We start from the raw sequence: 19,757 nt of genomic DNA on the forward strand, positions 1-19,757 counted from the left end.
TCCCCACGGCTCCACCATCTTGAACGGAAAGCGCGACCCATGAGTGTTAACGCTAACAATTCCTCTCGGCCCGGCTACGTCCTGGGGATCGACTACGGCACGCTCTCCGGCCGCGCCGTCGTCGTCCGCGTCTCGGACGGTGCCGAAGTCGGCAGCGCCGTCCATGCGTACGCACACGCGGTGATCGACGACCGGTTGCCCGGTACCGACGCCCCGCTTCCACCGGACTGGGCGCTCCAGCATCCCGAGGACTGGCTGGACGTGATCCGGCGAGCCGTCCCCGAGGCCATCGCCGCCGCCGGGATCGACTCCGCCGCGGTGATCGGCGTCGGCACCGACTTCACGGCCTCCACCTGCCTTCCCACCAGCGCCGACGGCACCCCGCTCTGTCTCCGTCCGGAGCTCGCCGCCCGGCCGCACGCCTGGCCGAAGCTGTGGAAGCACCATGCCGCCCAGCCTCAGGCCGACCGGATCACCGCGCTCGCCCATGAGCGCGGTGAGGACTGGATCGCCCGCTATGGCGGTCTGATCTCCTCCGAGTGGCAGTACGCCAAGGCGCTGCAGGTACTGGAGGAGGACCCGGACACCTACGGGCGCACCGACCGCTGGATCGAGGCGGCGGACTGGATCGTCTGGCAGCTCACCGGCGTCGAGACCCGCAACACCTGTACGGCCGGATACAAGGGGATCCACCAGAACGGTGGCTACCCGTCGACCGGGTACCTGGCCGCTCTCAACCCCGGCTTCGCGGACTTCGCGCGGACCAGGCTGGAGCACCCGCTCTCCCCGCTGGGCGGCCGGGCCGGCGGCCTGACGGCCCGGGCCGCCGCCTGGACGGGACTGCCCGAAGGCATCGCCGTCGCGGTCGGCAACGTGGACGCCCATGTCACCGCCCCGGCGGCGCGGTCGGCCGGACCCGGCGAGCTGCTCGCCGTCATGGGCACTTCCACCTGCCACATCCTCAACGGCGAGCAGGTGGCCGAGGTCCCCGGCATGTGCGGGGTGGTCGACGGGGGAGTGGTCGAGGGCCTGTGGGGATTCGAGGCCGGGCAGAGCGGCGTCGGCGACATCTTCGGCTGGTTCGTCGAGCACGGCGTCCCGCCGATCTACCACGCGCAGGCCGCCGCCGAAGGCATCAGCCTGCACGAGCACCTGACCCGGCTGGCCGCCGGCCAACCGGTCGGCGGGCACGGCCTGGTGGCGCTCGACTGGTGGAACGGCAACCGCTCGGTGCTGGTCGACCACCGGCTCTCCGGAGTGCTGGTCGGTGCCACGCTGGCCACCCGACCGCCGGAGATCTACCGGGCGCTGCTCGAGTCGACCGCCTTCGGCACCCGGGTCATCGTCGAGGCCTTCGAGAAGTCCGGCGTCCCGGTCACCCGCTTCACGGCGGCCGGAGGCCTCACCAGGAACCCGCTGCTGATGCAGATCTACGCGGATGTGCTGCGCCGCCCGCTGAGCGTCGCCGCCTCCGAGCAGGCCCCGGCGCTGGGCTCCGCCATCCACGCGGCGGTGGCGGCCGGGGCGTACGAGAACGTGCAGGCCGCGGCCGAGCAGATGGGGCGCGTGCACCGGGACCAGTACCTCCCGGACGCGGCCCGCGCCGACGCGTACGACCGGCTGTTCGCCGAGTACCTCGCCCTGCACGACCTGCTCGGCGGCGAGCACAGGGGCGTGCTGCACCGACTGCGCGAGTTGCGCAACGAGACCAGCACCTCTGTCGCCAACTGACCCGTACGGAAGGCCGCCATCATGACCGACCCCACGATCGACCCCGCGATCCAGCTGATTCGGCAGCAGGTCAGTGATCTGCACCAGGAACTCGTCCGCTACCAGCTCGTGGTGTGGACGGCGGGCAACGTCTCGGCCCGCGTACCGGGCCACGACCTGATGGTCATCAAGCCCAGCGGTGTCTCCTACGACGACCTGACGCCCGAGAACATGATCGTCTGCGATCTGTACGGCCAGGTCGTCGAAGGTACGCACAACCCGTCCTCGGACACCGCCGCCCACGCCTACGTCTACCGCAACATGCCAGAGGTGGGGGGCGTGGTGCACACGCACTCCACGTACGCCACCGGCTGGGCGGCCCGCGGTGAGGCGGTGCCCTGCGTCGTCACCGCGATGGCGGACGAGTTCGGCGCGGAGATACCCGTCGGCCCGTTCGCGCTGATCGGCGACGACTCGATCGGCCAGGGCATCGTCGCCACTCTCAAGGGCCACCGTTCGCCCGCCGTGCTGATGCAGAGCCACGGTGTGTTCACCATCGGCAAGGACGCGAAGGCCGCCGTCAAAGCCGCCGTGATGTGCGAGGACGTCGCCCGCACCGTCCACATCTCCCGGCAGCTCGGGGAACCGGTGGGCATCGCCGCACCGGACATCGACTCGCTCTACGACCGCTATCAGAACGTATACGGCCAGCAGCCCGCCGGCCGCGAAGGAGTCCAGGAATGAAGTCGCTCGAAGGCCGCGAAGTCTGGTTCCTCACCGGAAGCCAGGGACTCTACGGGCAGGACACCCTCCGGCAGGTCGCCGAACAGTCCCAGCAGATCGCCGAGGCACTCAACGACGGCCCGGACATAGCGGTCCGGGTGGTGTGGCTGCCCGTACTCACCGACGCGGAAGCGATCCGGCGGGTCTGCCTCGACGCCAACGCCGCCGACGACTGCGTCGGGGTGGTCGCCTGGATGCACACGTTCTCCCCGGCCAAGATGTGGATCGCCGGCCTCGACGCCCTCCGCAAGCCGATGCTGCACCTGCACACCCAGGCCAACAGGGCGCTGCCGTGGGGCTCCATCGACATGGACTTCATGAACCTCAACCAAGCGGCGCACGGGGACCGTGAGTTCGGGTACATCCAGTCCCGTCTCGGGGTGGCCCGCAAGACGGTCGCCGGGCACGTCAGCGACCCGTCGGTGGCCCTGCGGATCGGGTCCTGGGCCCGTGCCGCGGTCGGTCATGCCGCGCTGCGCAGCCTGCGGGTGGCACGGTTCGGCGACAACATGCGGGACGTCGCGGTCACCGAGGGCGACAAGGTCGAGGCGCAGCTGCGGTTCGGCGTCTCGGTCAACACCTACGGCGTCAACGACCTGGTCAACGTGGTCGACGCGGTGACCGACGCTGATGTCACCGAGCTGACCAAGGAGTACCAGGAGACCTACCGGGTCGCGCCGGAGCTGCGCTCCGGAGCGGAGCGGCACGACGCGCTGCGGTACGCGGCGCGGATCGAACTCGGTATGCGGGAGTTCCTCACCGACGGCGGTTTCCAGGCGTTCACCACCAACTTCGAGGACCTCGGAGGACTGCGCCAGCTGCCCGGTCTGGCCGTCCAGCGCCTGATGCTCGACGGCTACGGTTTCGGCGGTGAGGGGGACTGGAAGACCGCGGCGCTGCTGCGCACCCTGAAGGCGATGTCCGCCGGTCTGCCCGGAGGGACCTCGTTCATGGAGGATTACACGTACCACCTGGAGGCGGGGCAGGAGGTCATCCTCGGCGCGCACATGCTCGAGGTCTGTCCGTCGATCGCCGCCGAGGTCCCCTCGTGCGAGATCCATCCCTTGGGCATCGGCGGCCGGGAGGACCCGGTCCGGCTGGTCTTCGAAGCCGCCCCGGGCCCGGCGGTGGTCGTCGGCCTCGCCGACATGGGGGACCGGTTCCGGCTGGTCGCCAACGAGATCGACGTGGTCACCGCCGCCGAGCCGCTGCCGAATCTCCCCGTGGCGCACGCGGTGTGGAAGCCGCAGCCCGACCTGCGGACCTCGACCGAGGCGTGGCTCACGGCCGGCGGCCCGCACCACACCGTGCTCTCCAGCGCCGTCGGCACGGAGGAGCTCGAGGACTTTTCGGAGATGGCCGGAGCGGAACTCCTGGTCATCGACGCGGAGACCACGATCCGCCAGTTCACCAAGGAGATCCGCTGGAACCAGGCGTACCACCGTCTGGCGCGAGGTTTCTGAGCGGCTTCGGCCGACATCGCAGGCGTACCACCCAGGTCATACATCGCAGGGTTTTTCCCGCCTCAAAGGAGAGTGCACGATGTCCCTCACTGCCACCACCCCAGCAAGACCCCGTACGCGCAAGACCGCCGCGACCCTTCTGGCCGTCGCGCTGTGCATGTCCCTCGCCGCCTGCGGCGGGGCGGGCAAGAAGGCACCCGCCGGCAGCGGCACGGACGCGAACGGCGCCAAGAAGCTGGTCTTCGGATTCTCCCAGGTCGGATCCGAGAGCGGCTGGCGTGCCGCCAACACCAAGTCCATCCAGGACGCGGCGAAGGCCGCCGGCTTCGAGCTCAAGTTCTCCGACGCGCAGCAGAAGCAGGAGAACCAGATCGCCGCGATCCGCACCTTCATCCAGCAGAAGGTGGACGTCATCGGCTTCTCACCGGTGGTCGTCACGGGCTGGGACACCGTACTGAAGGAAGCCAAGGCCGCCGGCATCCCGGTGATACTCACCGACCGGGCGATCGACACCCAGGACAAGACCCTCTACAAGACCTTCATCGGGTCGGATTTCGTCAAGGAGGGGACCGCCGCCGGCCAGTGGCTGGTCGACGCGGAGAAGAGTGGGACCGGCACGGTGAACATAGCGGAGCTCGAAGGCACCACCGGCTCCGCCCCGGCGATCGACCGCAAGAAGGGGTTCGAGGACCTGGTCCTGAAGGACCCCCGGTTCAAGCTGGTCGCGGACCAGACCGGTGACTTCACCCGCGCCAAGGGCAAGGAGGTCATGACGGCCTTCCTGAAGGCGCACAAGGACATCAACATCCTCTTCGCGCACAACGACGACATGGCGATGGGCGCCATCCAGGCGATCGAGGAGGCGGGGCTCAAGCCCGGCAAGGACATCCGCATCGTCTCGATCGACGGGGTCAAGGACGCCTTCCAGGCGATGGTCGACGGCAAGATCGAGGTCGTCGTCGAGTGCAATCCGCTGATCGGCCCGCAGGTCATGGATCTCGTGCGGAAGCTCAAGGACAAGGCCGAGGTGCCGGCCCGGGTCGAGTCCAAGGAAGGCGTCTTCACCAAGGACAAGGCAGCTGCCGAACTCCCCAACCGCCAGTACTGATCGGCCAGTACTGCTCCGGCGATCCGGGACGGGGGCGCCCCAGGCGGGCGCCCCGGACCCGGCCGGAGCCGACCAGCGGCCCGAGGAGAGGAGCTCCCATGTCGACGCCGCAGCTCAACCCCGCTCAACCCGTCCTCCGGATGACCGGCATCACCAAGGAGTTCGCCGGCGTCCGGGCCCTTTCCGGAGTCGGCCTCGACCTGTATCCCGGTGAGGTGCACGCCCTGATGGGCGAGAACGGCGCCGGGAAGTCCACCCTCATCAAGGTGCTGACCGGAGTGCACGAGGCCGAAGCCGGGACCGTCACGCTGGACGGTGTCCCGGTCCGGTTCGCCGGGCCGCTACAGGCGCAGCAGGCCGGGATCAGCACCGTGTACCAGGAGGTCAACCTCTGCCCCAACCTGTCGGTCGCGGAGAACATCTTCCTCGGCCGCGAGCCCCGCAGGCTCGGCCGCATCATGTGGTCGGAACTGCGCCGGCGGGCCCGTGACCTGCTGTCCGGGCTCGACCTGGAGATCGACGTCCGCGCACCGCTGGACACCCTCCCGCTCGCCCTGCAGCAGATGGTCGCCATCGCCCGCGCCGTGGACATCCGGGCGAAGGTGCTGATCCTCGACGAACCCACCTCCAGCCTGGACCGCGAGGAGGTGGCCCAGCTGTTCACGGTGATCCGCCGGCTGCGCGGCGAGGGCGTGGCGATCCTGTTCGTGACGCACTTCCTGGACCAGGTCTACGACGTCTCCGACCGGATCACCGTGCTGCGTGACGGCCGTCTCGTCGGTGAGTACCGCACCGCGCGCCTGCCGCAGATCGAGCTGGTGTCGGCGATGCTCGGGCAGGAACTCGGTGAACTCACCGACCGGGGACGGGGCGACCGCGAGCGCCCGGCCGGGACCCCGTTCGCCGAGGCGCACGGACTCGGACGTAAGGGCGCCATCGCTCCGTTCGACCTCGCTGTGCGCCCGGGGGAGGTACTGGGCCTGGCCGGGCTGCTCGGCGCGGGGCGCTCGGAGACCGCCCGGCTGCTGGCCGGCGCGGACCGCGCCGACACCGGGAGGCTCACCGTCGACGGCCGGACCGCCACCCTGCGCAGCCCGCGCGCCGCCAGCCGGCGGGGCATCGCGTTCTGTTCGGAGAACCGCAGGCGCGAGGGCATCATCCCCGATCTGACGGTCCGGGAGAACATCGTCCTGGCCCTGCAGGCCGCCCGCGGCTGGGTCAGAGCGCTCCCCGCCCGCCGGACGGAGGAGCTGGTAACGCACTGGATATCGGCGCTGCACATCCACCCGGCCGACCCCGAGGCGGTCGTCCGCAATCTGAGCGGCGGCAATCAGCAGAAGGTGCTGCTCGCCCGCTGGCTGATCACCGAACCGAAACTGCTGATCCTCGACGAACCGACCCGGGGCATCGACATCGGTGCCAAGGCCGAGATCCAGCGCCTGGTGGCCTCACTCGCGGCGGACGGCATGGCGGTCGTCTATGTCTCCGCCGAACTCGAAGAGGTGCTGAGCCTGTCCGACACCGTCGCGGTTCTGCGCGACCGCGAGCTCGTGGCGACCCTGCCCAACACCGCCGAACTCACCCTGGACCGGCTGATGGAGACCATCGCGACCGGAGGGACCCACTGATGCCGCCCACCGTCGCCAGGCTGGCCGGCCACCGGCTGTTCTGGCCTCTCGCGCTGCTGGCCGCCCTGCTGGTGACCAACGTCGCCTATACCCCCGACTTCTTCTCGATCCAGATCCGTGACGGCCATCTCTTCGGCAGTCTCGTCGACATCCTGCGGCTCGGCTCCCCGCTGCTGCTGGTCGCCCTCGGTATGACCCTGGTCATCGCCATCGGCGGGATCGACCTGTCGGTCGGCGCCGTGGTCGCCATCTCCGGAGCCGTCGCCTGCCTGAACATCAGCGAACTCACCGACCAGCAGAGTGTGGGTGGTGTCGTCGTCGCGGTACTGCTGGCGCTCGGCGTGTGCGTCGCTCTGGGGGTGTGGAACGGCGTGCTGGTCGCCGGGATCGGCATGCAGCCGATCATCGCCACCCTGATCCTGATGGTGGCGGGGCGCGGCGTCGCACAGATGATCACCAGCGGCCGGATCGTCACCGTCAACAGCGAGCCCTACCACCTGATCGGGGGCGGGTACGAACTCGGCCTCCCGCTCTCCGTGGTGATCGCCGCGGCGGTGCTCGTACTGACCGGCCTCGTCGTCCGGCGCACCGCACTCGGGCTGCTGCTCGAATCGGTCGGCGGAAACCGGGAGGCCAGCCGGCTGGTCGGCATCCGGGCCCGCGGCCTCACGATCGCGGTCTACGCGTTCTGTGCGCTGTGCGCGGCCGGCGCCGGACTGATGGTCAGCTCCAACGTGGCCGCCGCCGACGGGAACAACGCGGGCCTGTGGATCGAGCTCGACGCGATCCTCGCCGTGGTCATCGGCGGGACCTCACTCACCGGGGGCCGTTTCCACCTCGGCGGGACCGCCATCGGCGCCCTCGTCATCCAGACGCTCTCCACCACGGTCTACACCGTCGGCGTGCCGCCCGAGTCGACGCTGGTGTTCAAGGCGCTGGTCGTCATGGCGGTCTGTCTGCTGCAGTCCCCGGCGTTCCGCGCCAAGGTGCTGTCGCGCAAACTGCCCCGCCGCTCGGACACGGGCGTCGGCGCACCCGCGGCCGGCACCGCGACGAGCACCGGCAGCTCCCGGAGCAGCACACCGGCTAGCGCCGCCCAGAGCCCGAAGGAGGCGACCACCCTATGAGTACGACCCAGCCCCGCGCCGCCGCCGGCCGCGGCGTCCGCACCTTTCTGGCCCAGCACCGCGACTACGTCCCGGTCATGGCCACCGCAGTCCTGTTCGCGCTGACCCTCGAAGCGGGCAACTACCGCTACCTGGACTTCCTGGCCGGCCAGACCATCGCCAACCTCTTCGTGGACAACGCGTTCCTGCTGGTCATCGCCGTCGGCATGACGTTCGTGATCCTCACCGGCGGCATCGATCTCTCGGTCGGAGCCGTCGCCGCGCTCTCCACGATGCTGTGCGCCACGCTCGTCGAGCAGCACGGATGGCCGCCGGCCCTGGTCATCCCGCTGGTCCTGGCGGCCGGCGGCCTGATCGGTGGCGCCATGGGCTACGCCATCCACCACTTCGAGGTGCAGCCCTTCATCGCGACACTGGCCGGGATGTTCTTCGCCCGGGGCCTGTGCTACCTGATCAGCACCAACGCGATCCCGATCGACGACCCGGTCTTCACCACCCTGGCGCAGTCCCATGTCACCTTCCCCGGCGGCGTGTTCATCTCCTGGTCGGTGGTCATCGCGCTGGCCGTCGTCGCCGTCGCGTTCCTGACGCTGCACTACACGGGGTTCGGCCGCGCGGTGTACGCGGTCGGCGGCAACGCCCAGTCGGCGCTGCTGATGGGGGTCCCGGTCGGCCGGACGGTGATCCGCGCCTACACCGTCAGCGGGCTGTGCTCGGCCCTGGGCGGAGTGCTGTTCACGCTCTACACGCTGTCCGGGTACAGCCTGCACCTGGTCGGGACGGAGCTCGACGCGATCGCCGCCGTGGTGATCGGCGGGACGATCCTGGCCGGCGGCTCCGGCTACGTCCTGGGCACCCTGCTGGGCGTCCTCGTCCTCGGCGTCATCAAGACCATCATCACCTTCGAAGGCACGCTCAGCTCCTGGTGGACGAAGATCGCGGTCGGCACGCTGCTGTTCGCCTTCGTCCTGCTGCAGCGCCTGATGACGTCCCGCCGACGCGCCTGACATTTCGTCAGCGCGCTCGAGCGGCCGGACGACGAGTGGCCGCACGGCCGCGCGGTCCTGACCCGCGCGGTCGTGCGGCACGGGGACGAACATCCGCCCGCCACCCCGTCGGGCCCAGACCCCACGAGCACGTCCCGCGCCATGGAATCCACCCTTCCCCACCGTTCAAGGGAGACCCATGCACTTCACCAGATCCCTTCTGCCACGCCGCCATCACCGGCAACGGCTGCGTACCGCTGCCGTCCTCGCCACGAGCGCGGCGCTCCTCACCGTCGCGTTCGTCCCCCTCGCGGCCACCCCCGCGGCAGCCGACACCGCCCTCGCCGGACACTGGGCCCTGGACGAGGCCACCGGCAGCACGGCGGCCGACGACTCGAGTGGCGCCCACCCGGGCAGCCTCGGGGCCGGAGCCACCCACGTGGCTGGACAGGTGGGAGCCGGGAGCGTCGCGACGAACGGCACCGGCACCGGCAACATCGACCTCGGTGCCCCGATCGTCGACACCTCCGCCTCGTTCAGTGTCTCCGCCTGGGTGAAGCTCAACAACACCGACGGTTACCAGACCGCCGTCAGCATCGACGGCAGTGAGGTCAGCGGCTTCTACCTCGGACTGCGTGGCGACACCGGGACGTTCGCCTTCGCCCGGCTGCCCTCCGACACCCCCGGGGCGGCCGCCGTCGCAGCCGCCGTCGACACTCCGGCCGTCGGTACCTGGTACCACCTCACCGGGGTCCAGGACGCCGCGGCCGGCACGCTCGCGCTCTACGTCAACGGCGCGTTGCAGACGACCGTCGCGTACACCGCCCCGTGGAAGGCCGCCGGGCACGCGGTGGTCGGCCGCGGCAAATACGCCGGCACTCCGGTGGACTTCCTCAACGGAGGCGTGGACGACCTGCGGTTCTACACGGGGGCGCTCGCCGCGTCCGCGGTGACCGCACTGGACCAGCGCGCGCACTGGGCGTTCGAAGCGGGCACCGGAACCACCGCCGCGGACGACTCCGGCCACGGCCACCCCCTCACCCTGGGCGCGACGGCCGCGTGGACCACCGGCAGGACCGGTGGCCATGCGCTGCGGTCCAACGGGACCGCCGCCTCGTCCGCGACCGCCGCCACCGCCGCGACGGACACCTCGCAGCCGTTCTCGGTCTCGGCCTGGGTCAAGCTCAACACCCTCACCGGGTATCAGACCTTCGTGAGCGCGGACGGGACCGTCGTCTCCGGCTTCTATCTACAACTGCGGGGCGACACCGGAAAGTTCGCCTTCACCCGGTTGGCGTCGGACAGCTCCACGGCCACCGCGCGCCACGCCGACTCGACGGCCGCGCCCAGCACCGGCACCTGGTACCACCTCACCGGCGTCAGCGACAACGCGTCCGGTCAACTGAGGCTGTACGTCAACGGCATCCTGCAGTCCACGGTCGCCTACGCCACTCCGTGGAAGGCGTCCGCGGGCACAGCGGTCGGCCGCGGCAGGTTCAACGGCAACCCGGCCGACTTCGCCGACGCCACCATCGACGACGTGGTGATCCACGACCATCCGGTCACCGCTCCCGAGCTGGAGACGATCCTCGGCCAGGGCAACGGCACCCTCTCCGTCGACGCGGGCACCGCCGCGCACGCACTGCCCAGTGACTTCTTCGGCCTGATGACCGAGGACATCAACCACTCGGGCGAGGGCGGCCTGTACGGCGAACTGCTGCAGAACCGCTCCCTGATGGCCAGTAGCAACCCGGACTCGTGGTCCGCCGTCAGCTCCACCGGCGGCTCGGCGAGCATCGCGCTGGACACGGCGAATCCCCTCAACAGCGCGCTGACCCGGTCGCTCAAGGTCTCCCTGACGAGTGCCTCGGCGGGTAACAGGGCGGGTGTCGCGAACAGCGGCTTCTGGGGCATCCCGGTCAAGCCGTCCACCACCTACACCGCCTCGCTGTACGCCAAGGCCGCTCCGGGCTTCACGGGACCGCTCAAGCTCTCCTTGGAGAGCACCGCGGGCACGCCGTACGCGACGGCCACCATCCCCGCCCTGACGAGCGGCTGGAAGAAGTACACCGTCACCCTGAAGACCGCGGCCGGTGCTCCCACCAGCTCCACCAACCGCTTCGTGCTCTCCTCGGAGAGCGCGACGGGAGCCACCTTGTGGCTGAGCAACGTCTCGCTCTTCCCGCCCACCTACAACAACCGCCCCAACGGCCTGCGGGTCGATCTGATGGAGAGGATGAAGGCCCTCAAGCCCTCCTTCATCCGGCTGCCGGGTGGCAACTACCTCGAGGGCAACACGGTCGCCGAACGCTTCGACTGGAAGAAGACCCTCGGCGCGACCGAGAGCCGGCCCGGCCACCAGGACCCTTGGGGCTACTGGTCCACGGACGGCCTCGGCCTGCTGGAATACCTCGAGTGGTGCGAGGACCTCGGCGCCCAGCCCCTCCTGGGGGTCTACGCCGGGTACTCCCTGCAGCACGACGTCGTCCCGCTGGACCAGCTCGGACCGTACGTCCAGGACGCCCTGGACGAGATCCAGTACGTCACCGGCGCCGTCACGACCCCCTGGGGGGCCAAGCGCGCCGCCGACGGGCACCCCGCGCCGTTCCCCCTCAAGTACGTCGAGATCGGCAACGAGGACTGGTTCGACACCACCGGCAGTTACGACGGCGCCAACGGCCGCTACGCACAGTTCCACGATGCCATCAGGGCCGCCTACCCGGCGCTCAAGCTGATCGCCACCACCGCCGTCTCCGCGCGCACTCCCGATGTCCTGGACCTGCACAACTACCGCTCGCCCGGCTGGTTCAACGCGAACGCCAACGCCTACGACACCTACTCGCGGAGCGGCCCGAAGGTGTTCGAGGGGGAGTGGGCCTCCCAGGTCGGCCGGCCGACCCCGACACTGGCGGGCGCGATCGGTGACGCCTCCTGGCTCACCAATCTGCAGCGCAATTCCGATGTGGTGGCGATGGAGGCGTACGCCCCGCTGCTGGCCAATGTGAACAGCGTGCAGTGGAACACCAACCTGATCGCCTTCGACGCCTCGACCAGCTACAGCTCTCCCAGCGCCTACGTCCAGCAGATGATGGCCGCCGCCCACGGCGACCAGATCCTGGCCGCCTCGTACAGCGGCACCAGCACCGTCAACCAGGTGGTCAGCCGCTCGTCCAGCACCGGGAAGTACTACGTCACGGTCGTGAACCCGGGCGGCAATCCGCAGTCGATCACCGTCCGCCTGACGGGCGCCGGCGCGGCCGTCCCGACCACCGGCACCGCCGTCACTCTGACCTCCGCCCATCCGTCCGACACCAACACCATCACCGACCCCCGCCACGTCGTCCCGGTCACGACCGCGGTGACGGGTCTGGGAGCCACCTTCACCCGCACCTTCCCGGCCAACTCGGTCACCCAACTCACCATCGGCTGAGCGGACACACGTCCCGTGCGGCGTCGGCCGGCCTTCCCTGGCCGGCCGACGTCCGGGTGCGGGATCAGTTCTGTTCAAAGCATTGACGGACCTCCGGTGCGGCTCTACCTTTCATCGCGTCGTACTTCGTACGTCATATATGAGACGCGATACCTGAGATCTGAGAGCGCACATGACCTTTGCTCCCGCCCCGATCCCCTCCCGGACGCAGTACGTGCTGGAGGCGATCAAGCACGGCATCCTCACCGGGCAGTTGAGTCCTGGACAGCCACTCGTCGAGGCCGATCTGGCGGCGCAGTTCGGTGTCTCGAAGACCCCCGTGCGCGAGGCGCTCAAGACGCTGGCCGGTACCGGGCTCGTCGTGATGAGCCAGTACAAGGGCGTCACGGTGCGGACCGTGGATGCGGCCATGGCGCGGGAGATCTACGACGTGCGGCTGCTGCTGGAGCCCGAGGCGCTGCGCCGCAGCATCGTCAGGAAGGAGTCGCTCGCGGCGGCGCGGGACGCGCTCGTACGGGCCGAGGGCGCGGAGGACCGGGCCGACCGGAGCCTCGCCAACCGTGACTTCCACCGGGCGCTCTATCTGCCCTGCGGCAACCCGCTCCTGACGCGGATGCTCGACGAGGTGCGTGACCAGGCGGCCCTGGTGTCGGCCGTCGCCTGGGCGGCCTCGCCCTCCTGGGAACAGGAGGCCCGCGAGCACCAGGGGATCCTCCGGACGGCGCTCGCCGGCGACGCGGACGGCGCGGCCGGGCTGCTGCACGCCCACATCTCGGACTTCGTCCGCCGCGCGTTCCCCGACCACGAAGAGACGGGCGCCTGATGGACCGCTCCGAACCGACGCCCAGCTCCGAACCGACGCCCCGCGCCGAACCGATGGACCGTGCCGCGCTGCGGGCCGCGCTCGCCGATGTCGTCGCGATTCCGGTGACCCCGTTCGACGCCGACGGTGCGATCGACCGGACCGCGTACCGGCTTCTGCTGCGCAGGCTGCTGGACGGCGGCGTCCGGACGCTCACGCCCAACGGGAACACCGGCGAGTTCTACGCGCTGGCCCCCGAGGAACGCCTCACGGTCGTCGAGGACACGCTCGCCGAGACCGCGCAGCGACCGGCCGTCGTCCTGGTGGGTGTCGGCCACGACGTGCCGACCGCCGTCGCCGTCGCCCGGCACGCGCGCGACCACGGCGCGCAGATGGTGATGGTGCACCAGCCCGTCCATCCCTATGTCTCGCCCGACGGGTGGGTGGACTACCACCGGGCCATCGCCGAGTCCGTCCCCGAACTGGGTGTAGTGCCCTACATCCGCAACCCGCTCCTCGGCGGTGACCGGATGGCACTGCTCGGCGACCTGTGCCCCAACGTGATCGGCGCGAAGTACGCGGTGCCGGACGCCGCCCGCTTCGCGGCCTTCGCGCGCGACGCCGGGCTCGACCGCTTCGTCTGGGTGGCCGGGCTGGCGGAGCTGTACGCGCCCTCCTACTGGGCGATGGGCGCCACCGGTTTCACCTCCGGCCTGGTCAACGTCGCCCCGTCCGTCTCGCTGGGCATGCTGACGGCACTTCGCGCCGGGGACCATCCGGGAGCGATGAAGGTCTGGGAACAGATCCGCCCCTTCGAGGACCTGCGCGCCGCGCAGCAGTCCGCCAACAATGTGACCGTCGTCAAGGAGGCGCTCGCCGTCCTCGGCCTGTGCCGTCGCGAGGTGCGGCCGCCGAGCCGTCAGCTGCCCGACGCGCAGCGCGCCGAGGTCGCGGCACTCATCAAGGACTGGGCGCTATGAGGAAGGCTCCCGAGGAAATGCGCAGCCACCGGTGGTACGGCACGGACGGGCTGCGCTCGTTCAGCCACCGGGCCCGCACCCGGCAGCTCGGCTATCTCCCCGAGGAGCACCTCGGCAAGCCGGTGATCGCGATCCTCAACACCTGGTCCGACATCAACCCCTGCCACTCCCACCTGCGGGAGCGTGCTCAGGCGGTGAAACGCGGGGTGTGGCAGGCGGGCGGCTTCCCGCTGGAGTTCCCGGTGTCCACACTCTCGGAGACCTTCCAGAAGCCGACGCCGATGCTCTACCGCAACCTCCTCGCCATGGAGACCGAGGAACTGCTGCGCTCGTACCCGGTGGACGGCGCAGTGCTGATGGGCGGCTGCGACAAGTCCACCCCGGCGCTGCTGATGGGCGCGGCCAGCATGGACCTGCCGGCCGTCTTCGTCCCGGCCGGACCCATGCTGCCGGGACACTGGCGCAATGAAGTGCTGGGCTCCGGCACGGACATGTGGAAGTACTGGGACGACCGGCGCGCCGGGCTGATCGGCGACGGCGAACTGGCAGAACTGGAGAACGGGCTCGCGCGTTCCCCCGGCCACTGCATGACGATGGGCACCGCCTCGACGCTGACGGCGGCCGCCGAGGCGCTGGGTGTCACGATGCCCGGCGCGTCCTCGATCCCCGCGGTCGACTCGGGTCACGAGCGGATGGCGGCCGCCTCGGGAGCGCGCGTCGTCGAGCTGGTGTGGCAGGACCTGAGGCTGTCGCGGATTCTCACCCGTGACGCCTACGAGGACGCGGTCGCCACCGTCCTCGCCCTGGGCGGCTCCACCAATGCCGTGATCCATCTGATCGCGATGGCCGGCCGCTCCGGTGTCGAACTGACCCTGGACGACTTCGACCGCATCGCCCGCACGGTACCGGTGCTGGCGAACGTGCGCCCGGGCGGCCGGTATCTGATGGAGGACTTCCATTTCGCCGGCGGCCTGCCCGGCTTCCTCGCACAGCTGACGGACGTACTGCATCTGGAGCGCCCGACGGTCGCGCACCCCACGCTGCGCGAGCAGCTCGCGGGCGCGCTCGTCCACAACCCGGACGTGATCCGTCCCCGTGGCAACCCGCTGGCGGACGAGGGCGGCCTCGCGGTGCTGCGCGGCAACCTCTGCCCGGACGGCGCCGTCATCAAGCACATCGCCGCCGATCCCCAGCTGCTCAAGCACACCGGCCCGGCCGTGGTCTTCGACGACTACCGGGCGATGCAGGCCACCATCAACGACCCGGAACTGGGCATCACCGCCGACAGCGTCCTGGTCCTGCGCGGTTCCGGTCCGCTCGGCGGCCCGGGGATGCCCGAGTACGGGATGCTGCCGATTCCCGATCACCTTCTCAAGGAGGGCGTGCGGGACATGGTCCGGATCTCCGACGCCCGGATGAGCGGCACCAGTTACGGGGCCTGCGTGCTGCACATCGCACCCGAGTCGTACGTCGGCGGCCCGCTCGCGCTCGTCCGCACCGGTGATCTGATCACCCTCGACGTGGAGGCCCGACGGCTCCACCTGGAGCTGGACGAGGCCGAGTTGGAGCGCCGCCGCGCAGAGTGGCAGCCGCCACCGCCCCGCTTCTCACGCGGCTACGGCGCCCTCTACCAGGAACAGATCACCCAGGCCGACACCGGCTGCGACTTCCGTTTCCTGGCCAGGCCCGGCGAAGTGCCCGAGCCCTACGCGGGCTGATCGTCCGGGGGCGTCGTTCTCCCGCCGGGCACTCGACTATGCACCTGGCAAGGGCGGAGCATAGTCCAACGCTGCGTGTTTTCGCGGGAAATCATCTTACGTCCGCATCCAGGCCATCGCCGTGCGTAGTCTCACGGTCACCGCAGTGCAGCTGAGGTCCTCAACTGCCGCGAACCGAGAGGGAATCCGCGTGCCCGGAATCGATGAGTGTTTACTCGAGGCGATGGGTCTGCCCGGTGCACGGGGAGCCGCCGTCGTCGAGTGGACCACGGGACTGGCGCTCGGCACTCTCGGCGTATCCCCCACGAACGACTACGAGACCACGGCGGTCGAGACGGCCGAACTGGCCCGGATGGCCGCCGAGCACACCGCCTTCGCGCCGCCCGCGAACCACGGGGACACCGAGGTTGCCAAGGGATCGCCCGTCGAGGACGTCATCGTCACCACCCCCACCAGCTATCACCTGCTGCGCTTCGTCGACACCACCTTCGACAGCAGCGTGTTCTTCCACCTCTGGCTCGATCGCGACGAGGGAAATCTCGCCCTTGCCCGGATCCGGCTCCAGGGACTGGCCGAGCGTCTGGTGCTCGGATGAGAGCGCAGAACCCCTCGATGCTGGTCCGTATGGCCGGAGACCGGGCCACCGGTGCCCTGCTGCGGGAGACGGGCACGGTCTATCTGCTCGACGGAGAGGTCGTCCACGCCGAGAGTCCCGCGGCACCCGGCGTCGACGTTCTGCTGCTCGCCCGCCGCCGGCTCTCCTCGGCGGAGTGGCAGGAGACGATCGACCGGGCAGGGGCACGGTGCCGGGTCGGGCGCAGCCTCGTCGAGAGCAATCTGCTCACCAGCGGGGAGTTGGAGATCTGCCATCTCGGTGCGGTCTTCGACGCCGCGTTCTTCGCGCTCGCCCCCAGAACCGGCCCGACCCGCTTCCGCTACGGAGCCACCCACTGGTTCGGGCCCGTGCGCCCGCTGCGCGCCGAAGTCGTCGAGCGTGAGACCCGGCGGCGGCAGGAGCTGCTGGACCGGATCTGGCCGCACCCCGAGGTCGACAGCGCGCCCGTCGTCCGCGACCGGGCGGCCGACAACCCCGCGGTCACCCGGCGGCAGCGGGCCGTCCTCGATCTGGCGGACGGCGTACGGACCCCGTTCACGATGGCCCGGCTGCTGGGCCGTCCCGCCTTCCACACCCTCGTCGACGTGCGCCGGCTGGCCGCCGCCGGGCACCTGCGGACCCCCCGCAGAGCGGCGGCGGCCGAGCCTTCCCCCATCCCGGCCTGGGTCGCGGACCTGTCCGCGGACCCCGACATATCCCTGCTGCGCCGACTGCGTGACGCATTGGAGGCAACCCTGTGATCTTCCGGCCCGCCCATGAGGCACCGGCAACGCCGTCATGAGACGCGCAATGAGACAGCGCGCCGAGAGGAGACAGCTGATGGCGACGGAAGCCGATGTCCTGGAAGAGCTCCGAAGGTTACGGGCCCGCGTTCCGCATCTCACCGGCGTACTCGCGGCGAGTACCGACGGTCTGGTACTGGCCCAGGACCTTGCTACCCCGGAGTCCGAGACCGTCGCGGCGCTCAGCGCGGCCGTGCTCTCGGTCGCCCTCCGCCTGGCGGACGGGACCGACCGGGGCGCGTTCCGGGAACTGCTGGTCCGGGGCGAGCAGGGCTATGTCGCCACCTATGCGGCGGGCGTCTCCGTCGTTCTGACCGCATGGGCAGGGACGGACGCCAACGTGGGCCGACTCCATCTGGAGGCCCGCCGGTGCAGCGCCCGCATCGCCGAACTGACCGACGGCACGCTGATCCGGACCGAGACCACCTGACCGCACCACCGTTACGACGTATCAACCACCGCACACCACCGAAAAGACCGGAAGGAAGTACCCGCTCATGGCGAACATCGAGATCTGCCTCAAGGAAGCGACGACATCGATCGAGGGCACGCTGGGTGTCGCGCTCGTCGACTACACCAGTGGCATGGCACTGGGCACGCTCGGCGGTGGCAAGGACCTCGACCTGACGGTCGCCGCCGCAGGCAACACCGACGTGGTGCGAGCCAAGGTGCGCACCATGGAGATGCTCGGCCTCAAGGACGACATCGAGGACATCCTCATCACCCTCGGCAGCCAGTACCACCTGATCCGGCTGATCAAGGGGCGTGGCAAGAACGGCCTCTTCCTCTACCTGGCACTGGACAAGGCACGGGCCAACCTGGCGATGGCGCGGCATCAACTCAAGAAGATCGAGGGCGATCTGGAGGTCTGACGACCGCCCGCGACGGGGGCCGCACAGCGGTCGGCTCCCGTCCGCCGGTCGTGAAGAGACGGTCCAGTTGGTGGCGCAGTACAGCGGTGGCCTGTTCCGGCCCCCGCTGTCCGACGAGGATGCTGCTGCCCATTCCCGCCGCCATGGCGAGCAGTGCGATCGCCTCCGTACGCGCGTCCGTTCCGGGGTCGGCCAGTCCGGCTTCCTGTGCCTGGTGGATCAGACCGGTCAGGGCGTCCTCCGCGGCGTTGGGGTTGTCGATGAAGGGCTGGGCCGCCAGCGCCTCGTCGGTCACGGACAGGACCGCGTACGAGGTGTAGAGCAAGTGGAAGGTGCGGCTTTCCTCGTCGGTCGGCAGGGAGGCGAGGAGCAGCGCCTCGACCGTCGCGCGCGGACCCGGATCCGTACCGGCGGCGCGCAGGCGGGCGCCCACCCGCGCGGTGAAGCGGTCGGTCAGATGCTGCAGACCGTAGAGGAGCAGCTTCTCCTTGGTCTCGAAGTAGTACTGCACCAGCCGCAGCGACACTCCGGCCTCGGCTGCCACGTCGCGCATGCCGACCGCGTGCAGCCCGCGCCGTCCGGCGACCCGGACGAGCGCCTCGGCGATCTGGGTGCGCCGTTCCTCGTGGTCCACGCGCTTGGGCATGTCGTGTCCCCGCCTGTCGGTGGTGTGGGTTCGCCGTCCGGCTCCCCGAACCCCTTCATGGTACTGCCGTATCAACATTATGGTACGGTCGTATCACGAAGAACGGATCTTTCCCGGAGGTGCCGCCGTGCCCGAGAACCCGACCCGAGCCCGCACCCGCGGACGAGGCGACATCGGCCGCTATGTGAACGACACCTTGCGCGACCGCTACTTCGCCGCCTGCGACGCCGTTTACGCGATGGGAGCGCCCGCTCGCTCCGCAACGGACGTCGAGACCAGCTTCGGCACCACACACGTCTACCGCTACGGCCCCGCCGACCCCGCGGCCGAGACCCGCACGCCGGTCGTCCTGATCCATGGGGCGGGTGGCTGTTCCGCGCAGTGGTACCCCAACACTCCCGCGCTCAGCGCCGAACGCCCCGTGTACGCCCTCGACACCCCTGGCGACCCGGGCCGCAGCGTCCACCGCGAGGCCATGTGGCAGCCCGAGCGCGCGGCCCAGTGGCTCGATGAGGCGCTGAACGAACTCGGCCTGGACCGGGTGCACCTCGTCGGGTCCTCCTACGGCGGCTGGCTGGTGCTGAACCAGGCGCACCGCCGGCCCGGACGACTCGCCTCCGTCACCCTGCTCGACCCGGGCGGTCTGGAGAAGGTGGGCCTGCGCTTCTTCGCCTGGGTCTTCGTCAGCCTCTTCGCCACCTTCGCACCCAAGGCGCTGCGCCCGCGGCTCGCGTCCTGGCTGGAACAGCCGGTACTCGTCGTCCCGGAACTGCGCGCGATGGTCCTGGCGGGCGTCCGGGCCTTCCGGATCCGCCGCCCCGCGCCGCTTCCGCTGACCGAGGACGAGCTGCGCACCATCGGCACCCCGCTCTATCTCGTCCTCGGCAAGCGAAGCCTGCTGGTGCACCCGCAGCGGCAACGGGAACGGGTGCCACGACTGATCCCCGGGGCCCGAGCGGAGATCGTCGCCGGGACGGGCCACGGTCCGCAGATCGACCACGCGGACCTGGTCAACGCCCGGTTGCTGGACTTCATGCAGGACGTCGACGCCCCGGAGGCGGCCTCGGCCTCCGGCGCCGTCGACGCGTAACCGCCGGCCGACAGGG

The 19,757-nt window shown here is 70.1% G+C and carries 17 protein-coding genes; 16 read left to right on the forward strand and 1 reads right to left on the reverse strand.

Annotated elements, in window-relative coordinates:
- The first annotated feature begins 39 nt into the window (after positions 1–39).
- The 15 genes from araB (at position 40) to G3I60_RS01670 (ending at position 18,005) form a co-directional block, all read left to right on the forward strand.
- Positions 40–1,731, forward strand: coding sequence for a ribulokinase (gene araB, locus G3I60_RS01600; protein WP_164292541.1), 1,692 nt, complete (start codon positions 40–42; stop codon positions 1,729–1,731).
- A gap of 21 nt (positions 1,732–1,752) precedes the next feature.
- Positions 1,753–2,454 (forward strand): L-ribulose-5-phosphate 4-epimerase, encoded by a 702-nt coding sequence (locus tag G3I60_RS01605; protein WP_164292540.1) that lies wholly within the window; start codon positions 1,753–1,755, stop codon positions 2,452–2,454.
- The gene (gene araA, locus G3I60_RS01610; RefSeq protein WP_164292539.1) at positions 2,451–3,956 is read left to right on the forward strand and encodes an L-arabinose isomerase; all 1,506 of its coding nucleotides are present in this window, start codon (positions 2,451–2,453) and stop codon (positions 3,954–3,956) included. The genes G3I60_RS01605 and araA overlap by 4 nt, the downstream gene beginning before the upstream one ends.
- Positions 3,957–4,113: 157 nt before the next feature.
- Positions 4,114–5,064, forward strand: a complete 951-nt coding sequence (locus tag G3I60_RS01615; protein ID WP_138351633.1) for an ABC transporter substrate-binding protein — start codon at positions 4,114–4,116, stop codon at positions 5,062–5,064.
- A gap of 98 nt (positions 5,065–5,162) precedes the next feature.
- On the forward strand, positions 5,163–6,692 hold the full coding sequence (locus tag G3I60_RS01620) for a sugar ABC transporter ATP-binding protein (RefSeq protein ID WP_138351581.1): 1,530 nt from the start codon (positions 5,163–5,165) through the stop codon (positions 6,690–6,692).
- The gene (locus G3I60_RS01625; protein ID WP_164292537.1) at positions 6,692–7,819 is read left to right on the forward strand and encodes an ABC transporter permease; all 1,128 of its coding nucleotides are present in this window, start codon (positions 6,692–6,694) and stop codon (positions 7,817–7,819) included. Before G3I60_RS01620 ends, G3I60_RS01625 begins: the two co-directional genes overlap by 1 nt.
- Positions 7,816–8,826 carry a galactofuranose ABC transporter, permease protein YjfF gene (gene yjfF, locus G3I60_RS01630; protein ID WP_164292536.1) on the forward strand — a complete coding sequence of 337 codons (1,011 nt, stop codon included), beginning with the start codon at positions 7,816–7,818 and terminating at the stop codon, positions 8,824–8,826. The genes G3I60_RS01625 and yjfF overlap by 4 nt, the downstream gene beginning before the upstream one ends.
- Before the next feature lie 178 nt (positions 8,827–9,004).
- Positions 9,005–12,235 (forward strand): LamG-like jellyroll fold domain-containing protein, encoded by a 3,231-nt coding sequence (locus G3I60_RS01635; protein ID WP_164606429.1) that lies wholly within the window; start codon positions 9,005–9,007, stop codon positions 12,233–12,235.
- A 172-nt stretch (positions 12,236–12,407) separates the two neighbouring features.
- Positions 12,408–13,058, forward strand: coding sequence for a GntR family transcriptional regulator (locus tag G3I60_RS01640; RefSeq protein WP_164292534.1), 651 nt, complete (start codon positions 12,408–12,410; stop codon positions 13,056–13,058).
- Between the two features lie 53 nt (positions 13,059–13,111).
- Positions 13,112–14,017: a dihydrodipicolinate synthase family protein gene (locus tag G3I60_RS01645; RefSeq protein WP_164606520.1), complete on the forward strand. Its 906-nt coding sequence runs from the start codon at positions 13,112–13,114 to the stop codon at positions 14,015–14,017.
- The gene (gene araD / locus G3I60_RS01650; RefSeq protein WP_164292533.1) at positions 14,014–15,735 is read left to right on the forward strand and encodes an L-arabinonate dehydratase; all 1,722 of its coding nucleotides are present in this window, start codon (positions 14,014–14,016) and stop codon (positions 15,733–15,735) included. The genes G3I60_RS01645 and araD overlap by 4 nt, the downstream gene beginning before the upstream one ends.
- A gap of 190 nt (positions 15,736–15,925) precedes the next feature.
- Entirely contained in the window at positions 15,926–16,330 is a 405-nt protein-coding gene (locus tag G3I60_RS01655) for a hypothetical protein (RefSeq protein ID WP_164292532.1), read from the forward strand.
- Positions 16,327–17,091 carry a transcriptional regulator gene (locus G3I60_RS01660; RefSeq protein WP_164292531.1) on the forward strand — a complete coding sequence of 255 codons (765 nt, stop codon included), beginning with the start codon at positions 16,327–16,329 and terminating at the stop codon, positions 17,089–17,091. Before G3I60_RS01655 ends, G3I60_RS01660 begins: the two co-directional genes overlap by 4 nt.
- Positions 17,092–17,128: 37 nt before the next feature.
- A complete protein-coding gene (locus G3I60_RS01665) occupies positions 17,129–17,563 on the forward strand; it encodes a roadblock/LC7 domain-containing protein (RefSeq protein WP_164292530.1) in 435 nt (144 codons plus the stop codon).
- Positions 17,564–17,630: 67 nt separating this feature from the next.
- Entirely contained in the window at positions 17,631–18,005 is a 375-nt protein-coding gene (locus tag G3I60_RS01670) for a hypothetical protein (protein ID WP_164292529.1), read from the forward strand.
- Here G3I60_RS01670 and G3I60_RS01675 read toward each other — a convergent pair.
- A complete protein-coding gene (locus G3I60_RS01675) occupies positions 17,974–18,651 on the reverse strand; it encodes a TetR/AcrR family transcriptional regulator (RefSeq protein ID WP_164292528.1) in 678 nt (225 codons plus the stop codon). The genes G3I60_RS01670 and G3I60_RS01675 overlap by 32 nt on opposite strands.
- Positions 18,652–18,778: 127 nt before the next feature.
- Here G3I60_RS01675 and G3I60_RS01680 point away from each other — a divergent pair, with 127 nt between their 5' ends.
- The gene (locus G3I60_RS01680; RefSeq protein WP_343240773.1) at positions 18,779–19,741 is read left to right on the forward strand and encodes an alpha/beta fold hydrolase; all 963 of its coding nucleotides are present in this window, start codon (positions 18,779–18,781) and stop codon (positions 19,739–19,741) included.
- Positions 19,742–19,757 lie beyond the last annotated feature (16 nt).

The organism is Streptomyces sp. SID13666, assembly GCF_010548325.1.
Lineage (GTDB): Bacteria > Actinomycetota > Actinomycetes > Streptomycetales > Streptomycetaceae > Actinacidiphila > Actinacidiphila fildesensis.

Bases quoted from the DNA above. Each gene is read 5' to 3' on its own strand.
- G3I60_RS01625 (WP_164292537.1), top strand. From the start codon at position 6,692: ATGCCGCCCACCGTCGCCAGGCTGGCCGGCCACCGGCTGTTCTGGCCT.
- G3I60_RS01640 (WP_164292534.1), top strand. From the start codon at position 12,408: ATGACCTTTGCTCCCGCCCCGATCCCCTCCCGGACGCAGTACGTGCTG.
- G3I60_RS01635 (WP_164606429.1), top strand. From the start codon at position 9,005: ATGCACTTCACCAGATCCCTTCTGCCACGCCGCCATCACCGGCAACGG.
- G3I60_RS01675 (WP_164292528.1), bottom strand. From the start codon at position 18,651: ATGCCCAAGCGCGTGGACCACGAGGAACGGCGCACCCAGATCGCCGAG.
- G3I60_RS01665 (WP_164292530.1), top strand. From the start codon at position 17,129: ATGAGACGCGCAATGAGACAGCGCGCCGAGAGGAGACAGCTGATGGCG.
- yjfF (WP_164292536.1), top strand. From the start codon at position 7,816: ATGAGTACGACCCAGCCCCGCGCCGCCGCCGGCCGCGGCGTCCGCACC.
- G3I60_RS01670 (WP_164292529.1), top strand. From the start codon at position 17,631: ATGGCGAACATCGAGATCTGCCTCAAGGAAGCGACGACATCGATCGAG.
- araD (WP_164292533.1), top strand. From the start codon at position 14,014: ATGAGGAAGGCTCCCGAGGAAATGCGCAGCCACCGGTGGTACGGCACG.
- G3I60_RS01645 (WP_164606520.1), top strand. From the start codon at position 13,112: ATGGACCGTGCCGCGCTGCGGGCCGCGCTCGCCGATGTCGTCGCGATT.
- G3I60_RS01660 (WP_164292531.1), top strand. From the start codon at position 16,327: ATGAGAGCGCAGAACCCCTCGATGCTGGTCCGTATGGCCGGAGACCGG.
- araB (WP_164292541.1), top strand. From the start codon at position 40: ATGAGTGTTAACGCTAACAATTCCTCTCGGCCCGGCTACGTCCTGGGG.
- G3I60_RS01620 (WP_138351581.1), top strand. From the start codon at position 5,163: ATGTCGACGCCGCAGCTCAACCCCGCTCAACCCGTCCTCCGGATGACC.
- G3I60_RS01605 (WP_164292540.1), top strand. From the start codon at position 1,753: ATGACCGACCCCACGATCGACCCCGCGATCCAGCTGATTCGGCAGCAG.
- G3I60_RS01615 (WP_138351633.1), top strand. From the start codon at position 4,114: ATGTCCCTCGCCGCCTGCGGCGGGGCGGGCAAGAAGGCACCCGCCGGC.
- araA (WP_164292539.1), top strand. From the start codon at position 2,451: ATGAAGTCGCTCGAAGGCCGCGAAGTCTGGTTCCTCACCGGAAGCCAG.